We start from the raw sequence: 16,432 nt of genomic DNA on the forward strand, positions 1-16,432 counted from the left end.
AAGAATCCCTTTTAAAGTTTATCTATCTCTATCTGCCAACAAGCGATTCAATGTATCTGCTGATTCAGATATGGTTGTCGCTGATTGCTCAATTCCACTAATTGCTTCATTAAATACTTCCAGATCATCCTGAATGATTTCATTGCTACGTTTGGATTTATCCATGCTTGCATCAATTTCTCCAAAAGCATCTTCCGTATTTTTTAGTTCACTTTTAATTGTATCCAAAAATTCCTGTGCTACTTTGATATTTGAAGAACTGTTGAAGACTTGCTCTCCTGTTTGGTTTACAAGATCGGTAACATTTGTCACAGAGCTGCCTGTCTGTTCAGCAAGCTTCCGCACTTCCTCTGCTACAACCGCAAAGCCTCGCCCATGTTCACCTGCTCTAGCAGCTTCAATAGATGCATTTAATGCTAACAAATTGGTTTGATCTGCGATAGACTTCACTATCTCGATAATTTCTTTAATTTTGATAGATGTCGTTTCTAAATTGGTCATTTCCAAAACAATTTTAGTCGTACTGTCTTCTAGCTCTTGAACAGAAGAACGCATATCAGAAAGTCGGGAAACCCCTTTGTCGGCGGCAGTTTTTGCATTTTGTGCCAGTTCCGTGCCACTTCTTGAGCTAGTTGTGATGACGCCAATTTTTTCGGTCATGTCACCGATTGACGCATTTGTTTGTTCCGCTAATGCTGCAAGCTCTGCAGAAGTTTGTTCAACCGAATTCAGAATTTCCATTTTGGCCTGTTCTTGTTGATCTCGGAATTCTGCAACTTCATCGTCGTATGCTTCCAACACAACTTGTTGTTCCAGGTTGAGTAGTTTATTGACAAGCTTTATGCCAAGTAAACGATCATCCTGATGCGGAAAGCTTGCTACAATTAAATCGATCAATCCGTCAAACAACTTTTGGAATGAAGCAATATACCATTTCTGGGTAAGGCCAATTTTCACATGAATATGAGCGATTCTCTTTCTCCGTTGAATAAAGGCTTCACTGATTTCACCAGAAAACATCTCAATAATATGTCTTTCTAACGTCAGTTTCAATTTATCGATTGAACTGTATTCTTCAATTATCGCAATCAGTTTGGGATTTTGTTCAATACTTCCATAGAAGCAGTCTATGATGTTTTTGTTATCTGCTTCCACATATGGCTTTAATGCCATCGCTATTGCGAAGTCTTCTCGTTTTAAATCAAGCATTTTTAATTGCTTTTCTAAATCTGAGCCTGGTGTCACTTCAATCGTTGGGTTCATTTCACTTGCAGCTTGCTGGAGTGTTTGTTTGTTCTTTTCACTTTTTTGCTTTCTATGTATGGATAATCCCAATATGGTTCCCCCTCTTTGTTCCCTCTATTTTTTATATCGGCATAACTTGTCTCAATTTATAGGTCTATAGACGGATTACTGCATATTTTTTTGATTTCATTTTTGGGGTGCGTGATTCTGTTGGCTACGGAGTCGAACTTAGGCGGTGGTGCGTCTCTTCGCAGGGGTACTGCGTCTTTTTTTGGAGTTGCTGCGTCTCTTCTTGAGGTCGGGGCGTCTCTTGCCGGAGTTGCTGCGCCTTTTGTCGGGGGCCATGCGTCTCTTCCCGAGATTGCTGCGTCGCTCTTTTGGGTTAATGTTTTACTTCAAGCTTGAGTGTGCTCTTTCATCAAAAAAACCACTTCCCCTCAAGGAAGTGGCTTAATCCATTATTTCGCTGCTTTTTCATGTAAGATATTACCAGCCAATGCATAGAGCACGGCGTATGTGACGAAATGGGAGGAGTTGTCATTGGTATCCTGTTGCGGATAAACTTCCACGTAGTCCATTCCGCGAATCCCCATCTTGGCGAACTCGTGTACGAGCTCCAACAACTCATAAGAAGTGAGGCCATTTCCATCTACTGGGCCTCCTGGATTAAATGCAAAATCCAGAACATCACTGCAAATGCTTAGGTAAACAGCTTCTGTTCCTTCACTGGCAATTTTATATGCTTTCTCTGCTAAAGCTGCAAGATCCTTTGCTTTACGTACTTCTCTAACAGAGATAGTAGTCGCGCCGACTTCCTTCGCATATTTCCCTGTTTCGGGCGCGTTCCTTGGTCCGTGGATTCCCATATGGACAATGCTTTCATTTCGTACACTTTCACTTTCATAAATGCGGTGGAATGGTGTGCTTCTTGCATATAGGTCGCCTTCATATTCTTTATAGTTGTCATAGTGAGCATCCAGATGAATGACCCCCACTTTGCCGTCTACTTCTTCACTTAACGCTTTTACGATCGGATAAGTGATGCCATGATCGCCACCGAAAGCGACAGGGAATTTCCCTGTTTTCCAAACGCCAGAGGCAAAGTCCTCAATTCGTTTCATCGTCTCGATTGTATCTGCTGGCACCACATCTACGTCCCCAAGATCGCCAATTGTATAATGGGAAAGCACATCGATGTCATCTAGTTCCGGCAAATAGCCTGAATACCTTGCAGAGTTCAGCCGGATAGCCTTTGGTCCTAGCTCACAGCCCGTGTAATCTCCCCAGGTTACGGCTCCCTCCCATGGGACACCGTAAATGAGGACATCGCGATCATTAACATCATCTTTTCCTAATTTCACTTTTTTTCCATTAAGATAGCAAGGTGTATTGCCGTATAATTTATTTTGACTCATGCTGTATCACTCCTAACGTTATTTTACGCCTGCAACTTTATCGTATTCTTCCCGCATCTCCTTGGAAGGTCCTTTTCCAATCAAACTGAATAAAATAATCGCAATACTTGATAGCACAAAACCTGGCACGATCTCGTATAAAGCAGATCCGGTCAACGGCCATAGGAAGACTGTTACACCACCCACGATAATTCCGGCGACCGCACCGTTTCGAGACATCTTTCTCCAGAATAAGGAAAACAGAACAGCTGGTCCAAACGTTGCACCAAATCCTGCCCATGCATAGCTTACAAGATCAAGCACAGAGCTTGTTTCATTCCATGCAAGCATGATCGCGATAATCGCAATGACAAGAACGGAAATCCGTCCAACCCATACGAGTTCTTTATCAGATGCATTTTTGCGAAGATATCTTCTGTAAAAATCCTCAGATAGGGCACTGGATGAGACAAGTAATTGTGAGTCAACCGTACTCATAATCGCTGCAAGTACTGCTGCAAGTAATATTCCGGCAACCCATGGATTATAAACAACTTGTACGAGCTGTATAAAAACTTGCTCAGAATCGGCAAGAGGCTCATTAAATGTTACGATACCGAGCATCCCGACAATTAACGCACCATATAGCGGAATAACGAGTCCAAAAGCTACACTGATCAAACGTGCTTTACGAACTTCTTTATGAGAACGGATTGCCATAAAACGAGCTAGGATGTGTGGTTGACCAAAATACCCAAGACCCCACGCCAATGCAGAAATAATTCCAACCGCTCCGATCGCCCCTAAAGGCTCCCAAAATACCCCTTCTGGTTGGTTATAATCTGTTGCTGAGAACGCATCAATTAAGTTGGGGGTTATTTGCCCAAGCTGGTTAAATAATTCCCCAAATCCACCAATCTCAATCAAACCATAAATGGAAGTAAATAAAAGTGCTGCTGACATAAGTACACCTTGGACAAAATCTGTATAGCTAACTGCCAGGAATCCGCCCAAAAAGGTATAGGAAACGATAATAATGGCACCAACTGTTAAAGCAAAATGATAATCCATATCAAAAGTTCCCTGGAATAATTTCGCCCCAGCTACAAGTCCTGAAGCTGTATAAAATAAGAAAAAAGCTAAAATAAATGCTGCGGAAATCACGCGTAATAAATGTGACTTATCTCGAAATCGGTTTTCAAAAAACTGTGGTAATGTAATGGAGTTATTAGAGTATTCGGTGTAAACACGTAGCCGTTTTGCTACATATTGCCAGTTAATCATGGCACCAACTGCCAGACCAATCGCAATCCATAAGCTCCATTGTCCAAGACCTGCCGCATAAGCCGCACCAGGCAAACCAATTAAGAGCCAGCCACTAAAATCACTCGCTGATGCTGAAAATGCAGCAACCCAGCTATTTAGCTTTCTGCCACCGAGTACATAATCTGATAATGTGTTTGTCATTCTGTACGTAATAATTCCGATGACAATCATTCCAACAAGGTAAAAAATAAATGTTATCAACGTGGCGTTCATTTCGTGTCATCCCCCTTTTCCGTGAAAAAGGTAATCACTGCCCAGACTACCAATAGCGGCAGGGGAACGGCAAACCAAAATAATGTCCATCCACCAATTGCATATTCCATCGTATTCCTCCTTTGTCTTTATCCCGGTGCAAGCGTCCGTAAGACTCCAACTTCAAAACGCGAAGTGAAAACGTTAGTTTTTAATGGGAGTAAACGGACGCTAACACCCCGATTCGTTCAACTAACAATCAGTGGGGGGAGAACAAAAACCCCCACTGATTGAAGTTTCACTTTATCTATATCATATTAACATAACAGTTAGAAAATTTCATTTAATCGGAAATAACCGTGAACTTAAACGTTATTCATTGTAAATACAAGGTTTACCTTATATACTTTCCATTAGAGGTGTGAGATGAGTAAACAAAAAGAGATCCGTACTCGTAATGTGAAGAATAAGCGAGGATTAAAAAAGTCAAAAGAAAAACAAATGGTAGAGCACCAATTTTTAGAGGATAGTGATGAAATGTTTGCCTTTATAGCAGGTTATACAGAGGCTGGGTTCCCTTATGGGATAACTTGGGAAGAAGCAGAAGAACAGGGGATAGCAGAAAAAGGAAAGTGTAAAGAAATTTCACCCGAGATAGATTCAGAAGACCTACCATTTTGACTATGGGTTTGTACAATCAGAAAGAGGCTGGGACATAACTAAATCGTCTATGCTTAAATACGAATAATAAGCTTTAGCACCGCTTCGGCGGAACACTCCGCTTTCACGGGAACGGCCTCAGCCTCCTCGTGGAAAGGACACCACTCCGGGGTCTTCGGACTCGTGCTGTTCCCGTTGGAGTCTTCGCGTTCTGCCTACGCTAAAATAAGAAAACCCGAACTAGGCAAACCTTTATTAACGGATTTGCAAGATAGTTCGGGATTTCATGTGTTAAGAGAACTTTTGTCTCATTCTCTTTCCTACGTTATTGATTCCATTTTTCTTTAAAATAATCTATATCGCTCGACAGCTCCTCCCAAGCCTTACCGGAAATATGGCCCTTTTCTTTTTCATAATCAAGCAATACCGTTATACCTTGCAAATGCTTTACTAGTTTTTCATTCTTCCCTTGCCTTTTATAATAGTTCAGTGCTCGCAAATGGTTGTGTAACAGGGTAGAAGTTTCTGTACCTTGAATATCGCCATGCTCTATAAAGTGGTCAACTAGCCATTCCGTACCTTCTAGATTGTAAGAATGACTTCCTTCAATTAATGAAACTTCGGCAACGACTGGTAGGTGATCCGCTGCTTGGCTAGACATCTTAGTAGCAGAATGGACTTCAATCCTTGGAGAAGCAAATACATAATCAATTCTCCGGTCAGGCGAGGCAGCAGGATACGTGTACCCATCTTCTTCTACACTCCATTTCCAAGCATCCGCATATTTCTGAAATAATGGTTGGAGTTCAGGTGCATCAGGTCTCGCGTTCATATCGCCAACGAGAATACTATAGGTATGCGCTGCCATGATTTCTTTCATGTCCGCAACCTGCATTTCTCTTACAATAGGATCTGCCCTGTAGTCTAAATGTGTCACATAAAATGCCACTTCTGCGCCATCCACATTAATCTGTGCTTCAAGGAATCCTGGTGCAGGTTTAGGTACAGGATCCGGGTCTTGGGTAGATAATCTTGCAATCTCTCTATTTGCAGCGTCGGTAATTGGATACTTACTCAGTACTGCTACACCAAATTGCCTGCGTGGTTCCCCTTCATCAGCTGGGTCAAAGTCATAGATTGGGGCAAAATAATATTCCATATCTAAACGTTCAGCAAGTAATGCCACCATGTTATCATTGTTGCTGCGGTCTCCCCAGTTGACATCTACTTCCTGTAAGCCGATAATATCCGCGCCTGTATTCTCAATGGCTGTAGCAATTCTCTCCAAATTATACGCCCCATCTGTCCCCCTCCCCGCTGCAACGTTATATGTCGCCACCTTCACAGTAGTTTCTTCCAACTGACTTGAACCTTGCACCGCATACGTTTCATACGAAGGAGAAAGAGATACCCACAGTAATGCCACAAATCCAGCCACAAACAACAACGCCTTTTTCATTAAATCTACTCCCCTCTATTATTTTATAAAAGACAGTATTGGGACAAATGCATCCCCGCTAAATAATAACCCGAACTATAATGCAAATTCTTGAGTAAAGGTTTGCTTAGTTCGGGTTTTGTATGTTTATACACTAATCTTAGCGTAGGCAGAACACGTAGACTCCTCGAAAATCCAAAGCAATTTTCTTCGTGCGAAGTGAAGCTGTCGAAGCTCTCCTTGTCCTACGGGAAAAGCACGAGCTGAAGACCCCGGAGTGGTGCCTTTTCCACGACGAGGCTGAGGCCGTGCCCGTGGAAAGCGGAGTGTTCTGCAGAAGCGATGCTGAAAATTATTATCTTTATTGAGCACTGACAATTCTATTAATTCCACATCGCTAACATATCGGTTGCGTCACTATAAAGGTATTCGTAAGCGCTTTCGGAAATGCGTTCGGCTTCTAATTGCTGATCCAATAATAGAAGGAAGCTTTCTGCATGCTTTGCTACTTTAGTGGCATCCGCACCTTCCTCATATCTTTCAACAGCGGTAAGATGCAAGTTTAGCTTACGAGCTGCATCATTTTTAAGTTCGCCCGAGTCAACAAATGCTTCAATCGAATTTTTCAAATCAGCTGTGCTGACAGTGTAAACAAGATAGTCTCTACGCACTTCTTTAAATTCTTGCAGATCCCCTTTCCACTGATCAACCATTGATTCAACTGTTTCTCCATTTTCTATTGCTTCCCGTACCCAGCCGTTACCAATTAGGTTATCAAAGAATGACACGCCTGCACTGCTTTCAGCACGAAATGCAAAATCATTCGGGTACATGTCATGTAACGTTTTTACGATATGCAACCCAGTCACAACAGGGTCGTATGCCTTTTTATCTGTCACATGAATTTGCACCCCATGGCTTAATGTACCACTATGCTTGGAAAACGTCGGAGTGAAGGAGGCCGCACGGAAGGTCACACCTTCTAGTTCAAGGTTGTTTAATGCCGCTGCATAGTCTGTACTATTTACAAACGGCGCACCGATTAATTCAAATGGCTTTGTAGTCCCTCGTCCTTCTGACACATTCGTTCCTTCTATTAAAGCAGCCCCTGGATACACAAGTGCTGTATCAAGTGTCGGCATGTTTGGTGATGGTAGTACAAACTCAAGCTCTGTATCATCATAATATTGTCCCCGCTTCCAGCCATCCATTTCAACGACTGTCAGATCTGCTCCAATATCAAACTCTTCATTAAATAACTTGGCCAATTCCCCTACCGTCATGCCGTGTCGTAATGGAATTGGATAGTTCCCGACAAAGGAAGCATATTCTGGGTCAAGGACAGGACCTTCGACGCTGTTACCTCCAAGTGGGTTGGGGCGATCAAGCACGAGAAATTCCACATCGTTTTCCTGTGCTGCTTCCATTGCATACGCCATTGTGTAAATATACGTATAGAATCTAGCGCCAACATCTTGAATGTCAAATAACAAAACATCCACATCTTCTAGCATCTCTGGTGTTGGTTTTCTAGTTTGGCCATACAAGCTATATACTGGTAAACCTGTTTCTTCATCGATATAGTATTCTACATAATCCCCTGCCTGCGCATCACCTCGCACCCCATGTTCAGGACCATAAAGGGCTGTTAGTTCAACATCTGGATCATTATGCAATGTATCGACAATACTGTTTAACTCTTGATCAACTCCTGTTGGATTGGTAATCAGTCCAACCCGCTTCCCTTCGATTAAATCTTTATGCTGTTCAAGCAATACTTCCACACCGAGCTTTAATTCATCACCATCAGCATTGTTATTGTTCTTTAGCTTATCTGCCACTACCCCTGACAATGAACCGAGAACGAAGCATAGACTTATTACCAGAATAATCGTTTTCTTCAAGGTGAACGCCTCCCTTATTTGTTTAGTAAAAGGCCGGGAGGATACAGAGCTCCTCCCCCGCCTTTTGCTTAATTTCGTGCTTTTTGCCAAATCAGTAAGAGAGCCTCTGCATTTTCTGTTAGCTCCTCTTTTGCCTGTTCGGAAATTTTTCCATTATCATGCTGAACATCGAGCAACTGAGTCAGCACCTGCATATGCTTACTTGCTTTATCTAGGCGATCTTGATTTGCAAATCGCTCCACTGCTGTTAAATGGGTAAGCAGAAGTCTTTCTGTTTGCTCATTATTGATTTCTCCATTGTCTGCAAACTGCGCTACTAACTGCTTCAATTTCGATATGGATGGAAGATCTTCAGCTGAGATGCCAATTGCTGTGCCTTCTCTAGTAGAATCCGCTGCACCACTATACGTTTCATCATGAAGTAAAATACTGTTTACGTTGCCAATCTCTCTTGGGGTTTCTTCCCAGGAGTGCCCCATTTGCTCTAATAAATCGCGAATGTTTTCCGGCACGCCATACTCCCAACGAATGCTTGGATAGCTATTACTGTAAATACGTGGTTCTTCAATCGCATCTTTTAAATCCATTTCATATCCAAGTACATTGACAAGTGTCTGTGTTACAGAGGTAATGATGGTGGCGCCTCCTGGTGAGCCAACCGTCATATAAGGTTCTCCGTCTTGTAAAACAATGGAAGGTGTCATGCTGCTAAGTGGCCGCTTATTAGGCTGCACTTCATTTGCTCCACCTGGAATGGCATCAAAGTCGGTCAGTTCATTATTTAGCATAATGCCATAGCCCGGTACCATGATGCCTGATCCAAACACCTGCTCAATGGTCGTTGTATAGGAAACAAGATTTCCCCATTGATCGGCAACCGTAAAATGCGTTGTTTCTCCATCTACCTTGTCATCTACCTGTGTGACAACCTCTGGTGCTTCTCCGTCCTGATATTCCCACGGATTTCCTGGCTCTACGTTCGGGTTAGCAGCTTCTGGGTCAATGGTTGCCACTCGTTCTGCTACATAATTTGGATCAAGTAATCCTTCTCTCGGTACCTCCACATATTCAGGGTCTCCCATATAAGCACCCCGATCGGCATACGCAAGGTGCATTGCTTCCGCCATATAGTGGTACTTCATTGGAGATTTCACGTCATGCTGTGTAAGATCCAACTGCTCAAACATCTTTAACAGCTGTAGCATAGTTAGTCCTCCAGAGCTTGGTGGCGGCATGGATGCAATGTCATATCCTTGGTAAGCGCCCCACACGGGTTCGTCCTCCGTCACATCATATCGACTTAGGTCCGCAGTATCCATGCTCCCGCCGAATGCCTGAACTTCTGTAGCAAGCGCTTCGCCAATTTCTCCGTTGAAAAGAGCATCTGATCCTTGATCCCGAATTAACTTAAATGTTTTAGCCAAGTCCTCCTGTACAAGGATATCTCCTTCTTCCAGTGGAGTGCCACCTGGTAAAAACACATCCCCAGCAGCTGTTCGGGCTAATTTACTTTCATTACTGGCAATTGCATTTGCGAGTACCCAATTCACAGGAATACCCTGTTCCGCCATATCAATCGAAGGCTGAATTAAGTCTTCCATTGGAATCGAACCCCAGTTATCAAGAGCTGTCTCTAATCCCTTTAAGGTCCCAGGAACGCCAACCGATTTTCCGCTTTGTACACGCTCAGAAAAAGGAATTACCGTACCTGCAATCGCCTCTATATCCCATTCCTCAGGCTCTTCTTCGTTTTCTTCCCATTGACGAACCTTCAGTTCATCATCCTCTACACGGAAACGAAGTGATTGCCAATCTGTTGTCCGGTCAAAGGAAACGGTGTCCAACGTGGAGTTTTGGCCGTCTTTAGCTTGAATTAATTTAAGTTCACTTGTATTTGTATTGATTTCTACCCCATACCCATTGCGAGCATAGGTAGACCCCGTGGAACGGAACGCATCTGCACGCAACCATAGGCGAAGTCTTCTATCGTCTCCAGGGTCATCGGTGCGAAAACGAATAAATAATTCGCTATCTTCTACTGAATCCATCACAGAGGTAGCTTGACCGAATGAAGTGGAATTGCTGCCATATGGTGCTCCAAAATGGATGTTTCCTCCTGCTTCATTTAGGCGAAACGCCGTGCCCCGCTCCAACAACTCAAATTTTTCAGCGTCCCACGGTGCAGCATTCTCTCCTGTAAAATCAGAGCTAAAAACATGCTCTCCTGTTACGAGGTCTTCCACTTGCACTTCTGCAACATGGAATTCGTTGCGCACTTCATCACTCAGTTCATTTGCCCCGAGTAGAAACTTTCCTGGCTCTTCCACGATATTGCTTTTATCAATAAACATATCGGGTGTAGCCCCTTGTGGTGCGCGCTCTCTACTATTAATGATCGAGACATCCTCGGTCTGGGCATCGTAATACATCATAAAGCCACCACCGCCGATTCCCGACATCATCGGTTCTGCCACATTCAAAGCAAATTGCATGGCAACTGCTGCATCTACCGCGTTACCTCCGCGTTTTAAAACATCTGCTCCAATCTCAGAAGCTAGCGGATGTGCGGAGACGACCATGCCTTTATCCCCAACATCGATTTGTTCGGGCTGAACCCCTGGATTCTCCGGTTCATATTCCGTATTATCATCAGGACTGCTGACAGCAGAAACCGCAGACACCGGGATACTAAACAACATTCCAATGATAAGCAGGATTGATAATAATCTAGACTTCTTCTTCATGTTTCTCCTCCTTTTCGCGCTTAAAAGGAAACAGTGAGGGGTGACTTCATGCTCCTCACTGCTTATAGCGAATATCTATTGCCACTTCATATTCAAATAAGTTGCTGTACGTACGAGGTCCTCATAGGTGGCGTCATTAAATGCATCTTCCTCGTATAAATAATCGACTAACTGTTGGAAACCGGCAAGATGCTTTAATACTTTTTCTTGATTCCCTTGCTGCTCATAGTGACTAATTACCGTTAAATGCAAGCCGAGGGATCTAGCTGAGTTCGCATCTATTTCCTCCCTTGTAAGCAATCGTTCTACCATGTCCTGCATGCTTTCTGCACTCCATGCATAAATAGCATCTGCTGTCTTTTGCGATACCTTTTTCCGAATACCGTTGGTAGAAAATGTTTCTCTTGTTGGATGGACACGGTTTGTTAGCAAAATTGTCACCGTCTCATGATTCGGGCTTACTACAATCGATGTTCCGGTATAACCTGTGTGGCCCAACGTATTATGTTCAGCCAGATCATCCATGTACCATGATTGATTTAATTCCCAGCCCAGTCCTTGGTCTTGGCCAGGATAGGCTTCATTCCAGTTTGTTTTCATCAGTTCAACTGCTTCCTCGGAGAGAATCTCTTCCCCAGCATAGGTGCCTTGTTCTAGCATCATTTGCGCGAAAACAGCTAAATCTGCTGCACTACTAAAAATGCCAGCCTGTCCTGCTACGCCATCCAATGACCAAGCATTTTCATCATGCACACTTCCCCAAACGACACCACGATTTGTCCATGGCTGATATTCGGTAGCAGCGATGCGCGATTTAAGTGATTCTGGTGGATTATACATCGTATCCTGCATCTGTAGTGGTCCCGTGATTTTCCTTTCTACAAAGACATCCTGGCGCTCACCACTAAGGCGTTCAATGAGCACGCCTAGTGTCAGGTAATTCACATCACTGTACACATAATCGGCACCCGGCGCTTGCTGAAGCGGCTCGCGCAATACATAATCTAACCTGTCAGCGCGATCCCCTTCCACTTTATCAAGGCGTTCACTAGGACTTGGGGCAAATCCAGAAGTATGTGTGAGTAGTTGCCTGATCGTAACTTCTTCTTTGCCTTCCCCCGTGAATTCCGGAATATACTGTTGCACCGGGTCTTCTAATTCAAATAATCCTTCATCCCATAACTGCATAACAGCTGTTGCTGTAAACAGTTTGGAAATCGAGGCCATATCAAATATCGTATCTTCCTGCATTGCTACAGGATCTTCCATTTCGGTAAATTGATCATCCGTGTAACGAGCAGCATACCCATAAGCGTCATGTTTAACGACTTCGCCTTGTTTGGCGATATACACGACCGCCCCTGGCATCACCTTATCCGCAATCGCTTGCTCCACCTCTCCGTCAAGATCATCCAAAGGTTGTTGGAGCATTTGCACCGCATTACTAGCAGCCTCCGCCTTCACGGGCGCTACGGGAACAAACAGTGTCAGACAGAGCATGAAAAGAACGAGCATGGATAGCGCTTGTTGTTTTCTCATCTGTAAACGCCTCCTTGTTTAATTACTTATCTTCTCCGGCTGTTTGCTGTGCAGTGAACGTCCATTCTAGGCTTAACGTGTCTCCTTGGAATTCGTTTTGGTCCTCTCCGTTATCTACAAAATTAAATTGCACGACAAGATCATCAATGGTTCCAACTGGTAGTCCATTTTCACCAAGCAGTGGCAAGAAGACATTTTCATTTACTGCTTCAGGTGTCATGGTTTTTAGTTCTGCCAATGTCGTCTGGTAAATTACTTCATCAAGTTTGTCGGCATTATATAGGAATTCGACCATAATATGCTCGCCGAAATCTCCTGTATTATCTCCTGCTGCATCTGTGACAGTATAATCTGTATCGAGTAATACCTTTTCAATATCAAGTGTGCCGTTATTTTGTAATTCAAAATCACGTACCATCGTATCGCCTGGTTTAATATTATCTACTTCAATAATTTCTGTTGGTGCTGCCGCGAGATCCAGTGTTCCTGCAGCAAATGTGTTACTTGATGTTTCGGTATCACTGAAATACGCAAATGTACCCCCACTAACTAATGTAAGACCTAGTGCTGCTGAAGCAATTCCTAACCCCAATTGTTTTTTAATATTCATTTATAACTTCCTCCCCAATTTTTATATGGCTGCTTATTTTGTATCCATCGTTTTTTCCTGTAGTAAATGTTTTACCTGTTTCAATGTCCTTCTAATGGTTAGAAAAGCATATCCGAGCAATAGAATTCCTGGCAGAATCATGAGCAGTGCCGCTCCTTCAGATGACGTGGCAAACTGAAACACATAGCCAACATATGGAATCGTAAACCCGGCATATTGCCCCACCACATTCTCTGATAATACTGGGCTTACATCAGGGCCATTATTAGCATCCCCTTGTGTTATATACTGTTGCCCGTTGTTTTCCACCTCTATAATTCGGTGAGTGATCAGTATGTTGTCCTCCGCACGATAGGTGATGACATCGCCTTCTGAAAAGCGTTGCATATCTCCACCAGTTTTCACCGCAATAACGGATCCAGTCTGAATCCCTGGTTCCATTGATCCGGAAAGAACGGATTTAATTTGATAGCCAAAAACATTGACCTCATTACCGGAAGCTTTGGAGAGGCCCACGACGAGCAGAGCACAAAGCAGCACAGCAATGACAACCGTATACAAGATATTACTCATCGTTTTTAATGTCATTTTCATTTTCATTCTCCTCCCCTTCGCTCATCGCGTCCTCTTCCACCGTTTCAGGTTCTGTCGGTTCGCGCTCTTCCTCCTCTTCCTCAACAGGCTTTTCATTCTCCATGTTACTTTCCTCTGCTTCTTTTTCTGCATTATTTTCAGAGGTTTCAGATGTACTATCTTCTTCTGATTGCTCGTCTATGTTCTTCTCTTCAAGCGTTGACCCCTTATCCTCCTCTGCTTGTGTTGTATCATCCTTTTGTGTATGCTCTTCTGCGTGTTGTTCTTCCCCCTCAATCGGCGCTTCTTCAGCATAGGTGCCTGCTGTTACGGCACCTTCCACAGTAGAAGTTGCCGTAAAGAAAGCAGACGTGGGAGAATGAACCTGGGAGACGAGCAGAAAGAGCAGGTATAGGATAGTGAAAAAACGCACCATCACTCGCACTAATCTATGCATACGCATCCCCCTAGTTTGATTTAAGTTGAGTTTATTCCTGCGTTGTCCAGACATCATGCAATTTCAAGCTCTCTGTTTCTAGGTAGCTGTATGCTTTGTCGGTAATCTTGTCGTTTTCATGGAAATGAGCAATCAAGTCTTGGAAACTTTCTAAGTGCTTCACAACCTTATCTCCAAGCTCACGCTCTTCAAATCGTTCAATAGCTGACAGATGTGTTGTAAGCGCTCTGGTCGTTTGGCTATCTGCAATTTCATCTTGCTGTGCCAACTCATCGACAAGCTGCTTCATCCCCTCACCACTGAGAGAAGTATCTGTATAATCCAGGCTATGCCCGAGGTTATATAGATCAGGAATCGTAACAGGCAATTTTCCATATGGATTAATGTCGCCTACCAGCACGCCAGCTACCGCATTGATTGACACATCGAGATAGCTATAGGAAGCAACATAACCATCTACCTCTGGAAATACCATCACATCATATGGATTACGATGGGCCGAAACAATGACAGGTTTTCCTGTCTGTTGAAGCGCTTCCACAAATTCACGTTGCTTTTCATTCGTATTCGCCGTATAGGTCGTCACAACAATTTTATCTGCATCTGCTGCGTGCTCTACAGCCTGCTCAATCTGACTGTCTGTTGGACTTGTACCCGTTGCATAGCTACGTCCATCGACACCCTTTTCCTCTAACAATTGATAAAGCAAGGATGGATTGGCTACTGATGGACCAGTAACAAGTACCTTTTCATCGTTTTGAACTGGTAATATGTCTTCATTTTTAACTAAAGTAATGCTTTTCTCCGCAATATCCTTTGCTGCCTGTAAATTGGCTTCTGTTCCAATGTTCTCTAGCTTGTCAGGGCTAGTCTGTGTTTCTTCAAACAAGCCATTTTCCATTTTTGCCCGAAGAATGCGATAAACCGACTCTTCCACACGCTCCTCGGAAATTTCCCCGGATTGGACAGCTTCAAGCATGCCATTATATGCCACTTCTACATCTGGTGGATTTAATAAAATATCCACACCAGCTTTAAAGGATTCTACCGGAACACGGTCTGGAGGTACTACGTTCGCACCAGACATACCAAGGCTATCCGTGATAATTAAGCCATCATAACCAAGCTCCTCACGAAGTAAGTCAGTAATGATCGGTTTTGACAATGTTGCCGGAAGCCCTGAGTCATCTAATGCTGGCACGACAATATGTCCTGTCATGATCGAACCAACCCCAGCATCAATCGCTTCTTTAAATGGTTTTAAATCCACTTCATGTAATGTTTCCAAATCATGGTCAATGACTGGAAGCCCATAATGGGAATCTACATCCGTGTCACCATGTCCTGGAAAATGCTTTGCCGATGCAATTACATTCTGTTCTTTATATGCATTGATTTGCGAGACACCAAGCTTCGAAACCAGTTCAGGATCTTCACCAAAAGAACGAATTCCGATTACTGGATTTGCCGGATTCAAGTTCACGTCAACGGTTGGTGCAAAGTTCATGTTAATCCCTAAGCTGTTCAGCTCTTTACCGATGATGTTTCCAGATAGGGCAGCGAACTCCTCAGACCGCGTTGCTCCAATTGCCATGTTTCCTGGAAAAACCGTCCCAGGTTCTGTTACTCGTTGGACAATCCCGCCCTCCTGGTCTGTCGAAATAAATAAGGGAATGCCGGAATCCTGCTCTACCGCAATTTCCTGTACGCCATTAGACAGAGACTGCACCTGTTCTGGATCCAATGGTGTGCCGATGTTATACGACCAATTAAAATAAATTAGCCCACCGATATGGTAGTTTTCAATAACCTCTTGAAAGTTCTTCCCACCGCGGTTGTTATTTAAATTGGTATTCTCGTATCTTGGGTCAGTTGGGGTTTGGCCATATACATGAACAATAAACAGCTGCCCAATTTTCTCTTCTAATGTCATGTCATCTATGATGGCGTTAATCTCATCCTCGTTTACATCCTGCTTTTCAGCGGCTGACACATTTTTCATTCCCCCTGGTATGGGAAGTGTCAGAAGTAGTAAAGCTGCTGACAAAAACGCGATTACCTTTCGTAGCTTCAAGTAAATCCCTCCTTCATTCATTTATTTGATTTCGAGGTTCATTTCCTGGCTCAACATTTCCAAGTCATGAAAACACCGCCCTTCAAAATTTGTCAAAGGTAGGATCCCCCGTGTCCTAATAGGGTTATCTAGACAATAGCAAAAGCTGTTTAAAAATGTTGTTTGATTATGTCTAAATTTTCTATGTTTTCAAAATTGATATATTGGGACTAGTTACTGATAGAAGTGCTAGTAGAGAGGGCGCATCTATTTTTTCCAGGAAAGTTTGTCCCTACT

The 16,432-nt window shown here is 43.3% G+C and carries 12 protein-coding genes and 1 pseudogene; 1 reads left to right on the forward strand and 12 read right to left on the reverse strand.

Annotated features, from left to right (window positions below; all coding sequences use genetic code 11):
* Positions 1 to 18 precede the first annotated feature (18 nt).
* The 3 genes from BN988_RS08650 to putP form a co-directional block, all read right to left on the reverse strand.
* A complete protein-coding gene (locus tag BN988_RS08650) occupies positions 19 to 1,335 on the reverse strand; it encodes a globin-coupled sensor protein (protein ID WP_036575223.1) in 1,317 nt (438 codons plus the stop codon).
* A 368-nt stretch (positions 1,336 to 1,703) separates the two neighbouring features.
* The gene (locus BN988_RS08660; protein WP_036575226.1) at positions 1,704 to 2,660 is read right to left on the reverse strand and encodes an agmatinase family protein; all 957 of its coding nucleotides are present in this window, start codon (positions 2,658 to 2,660) and stop codon (positions 1,704 to 1,706) included.
* 18 nt (positions 2,661 to 2,678) lie between these two features.
* A complete protein-coding gene (gene putP / locus BN988_RS08665) occupies positions 2,679 to 4,178 on the reverse strand; it encodes a sodium/proline symporter PutP (protein ID WP_036575229.1) in 1,500 nt (499 codons plus the stop codon).
* 405 nt (positions 4,179 to 4,583) lie between these two features.
* Here putP and BN988_RS08670 point away from each other — a divergent pair, with 405 nt between their 5' ends.
* Positions 4,584 to 4,838: a hypothetical protein gene (locus BN988_RS08670; RefSeq protein ID WP_051557759.1), complete on the forward strand. Its 255-nt coding sequence runs from the start codon at positions 4,584 to 4,586 to the stop codon at positions 4,836 to 4,838.
* A 304-nt stretch (positions 4,839 to 5,142) separates the two neighbouring features.
* Here the strand turns inward: BN988_RS08670 and BN988_RS08675 are convergent, their stop codons facing one another.
* The 9 genes and pseudogenes from BN988_RS08675 to BN988_RS08710 form a co-directional block, all read right to left on the reverse strand.
* Positions 5,143 to 6,276, reverse strand: a complete 1,134-nt coding sequence (locus BN988_RS08675; protein WP_036575232.1) for an endonuclease/exonuclease/phosphatase family protein — start codon at positions 6,274 to 6,276, stop codon at positions 5,143 to 5,145.
* A 362-nt stretch (positions 6,277 to 6,638) separates the two neighbouring features.
* Positions 6,639 to 6,926, reverse strand: coding sequence for an FIMAH domain-containing protein (locus tag BN988_RS19420; RefSeq protein WP_390620593.1), 288 nt, complete (start codon positions 6,924 to 6,926; stop codon positions 6,639 to 6,641).
* A pseudogene (locus BN988_RS08680) lies at positions 6,903 to 8,159 on the reverse strand (exo-beta-N-acetylmuramidase NamZ family protein); the annotation flags it as partial. The pseudogene BN988_RS08680 and the gene BN988_RS19420, both read right to left, overlap by 24 nt.
* A gap of 68 nt (positions 8,160 to 8,227) precedes the next feature.
* On the reverse strand, positions 8,228 to 10,903 hold the full coding sequence (ggt, locus tag BN988_RS18335; RefSeq protein WP_051557760.1) for a gamma-glutamyltransferase: 2,676 nt from the start codon (positions 10,901 to 10,903) through the stop codon (positions 8,228 to 8,230).
* Between the two features lie 75 nt (positions 10,904 to 10,978).
* Complete coding sequence (locus BN988_RS08690) at positions 10,979 to 12,442, reverse strand: serine hydrolase domain-containing protein (RefSeq protein ID WP_036575235.1); 1,464 nt, start codon at positions 12,440 to 12,442, stop codon at positions 10,979 to 10,981.
* Positions 12,443 to 12,464: 22 nt separating this feature from the next.
* Positions 12,465 to 13,052, reverse strand: a complete 588-nt coding sequence (locus BN988_RS08695; RefSeq protein WP_036575242.1) for a CalY family protein — start codon at positions 13,050 to 13,052, stop codon at positions 12,465 to 12,467.
* A 33-nt stretch (positions 13,053 to 13,085) separates the two neighbouring features.
* A complete protein-coding gene (gene sipW / locus BN988_RS08700; RefSeq protein ID WP_147629696.1) occupies positions 13,086 to 13,646 on the reverse strand; it encodes a signal peptidase I SipW in 561 nt (186 codons plus the stop codon).
* Complete coding sequence (locus BN988_RS08705) at positions 13,618 to 14,082, reverse strand: SipW-dependent-type signal peptide-containing protein (protein WP_036575248.1); 465 nt, start codon at positions 14,080 to 14,082, stop codon at positions 13,618 to 13,620. The genes sipW and BN988_RS08705 overlap by 29 nt, the downstream gene beginning before the upstream one ends.
* A gap of 31 nt (positions 14,083 to 14,113) precedes the next feature.
* Complete coding sequence (locus BN988_RS08710) at positions 14,114 to 16,156, reverse strand: glycoside hydrolase family 3 protein (RefSeq protein ID WP_315970412.1); 2,043 nt, start codon at positions 16,154 to 16,156, stop codon at positions 14,114 to 14,116.
* Between the last annotated feature and the right edge of the window lie 276 nt (positions 16,157 to 16,432).

Source organism: Oceanobacillus picturae (genome assembly GCF_000612865.1).
Lineage (GTDB): Bacteria > Bacillota > Bacilli > Bacillales > Amphibacillaceae > Oceanobacillus_B > Oceanobacillus_B jordanicus.

Excerpts from the sequence above, each read along its gene's own strand:
- BN988_RS08660 (WP_036575226.1), bottom strand. The coding sequence starts at position 2,660 with ATGAGTCAAAATAAATTATACGGCAATACACCTTGCTATCTTAATGGA.
- putP (WP_036575229.1), bottom strand. The coding sequence starts at position 4,178 with ATGAACGCCACGTTGATAACATTTATTTTTTACCTTGTTGGAATGATT.
- BN988_RS08670 (WP_051557759.1), top strand. The coding sequence starts at position 4,584 with ATGAGTAAACAAAAAGAGATCCGTACTCGTAATGTGAAGAATAAGCGA.
- BN988_RS08675 (WP_036575232.1), bottom strand. The coding sequence starts at position 6,276 with ATGAAAAAGGCGTTGTTGTTTGTGGCTGGATTTGTGGCATTACTGTGG.
- ggt (WP_051557760.1), bottom strand. The coding sequence starts at position 10,903 with ATGAAGAAGAAGTCTAGATTATTATCAATCCTGCTTATCATTGGAATG.
- BN988_RS08690 (WP_036575235.1), bottom strand. The coding sequence starts at position 12,442 with ATGAGAAAACAACAAGCGCTATCCATGCTCGTTCTTTTCATGCTCTGT.
- BN988_RS08695 (WP_036575242.1), bottom strand. The coding sequence starts at position 13,052 with ATGAATATTAAAAAACAATTGGGGTTAGGAATTGCTTCAGCAGCACTA.
- sipW (WP_147629696.1), bottom strand. The coding sequence starts at position 13,646 with ATGAAAATGACATTAAAAACGATGAGTAATATCTTGTATACGGTTGTC.
- BN988_RS08705 (WP_036575248.1), bottom strand. The coding sequence starts at position 14,082 with ATGCATAGATTAGTGCGAGTGATGGTGCGTTTTTTCACTATCCTATAC.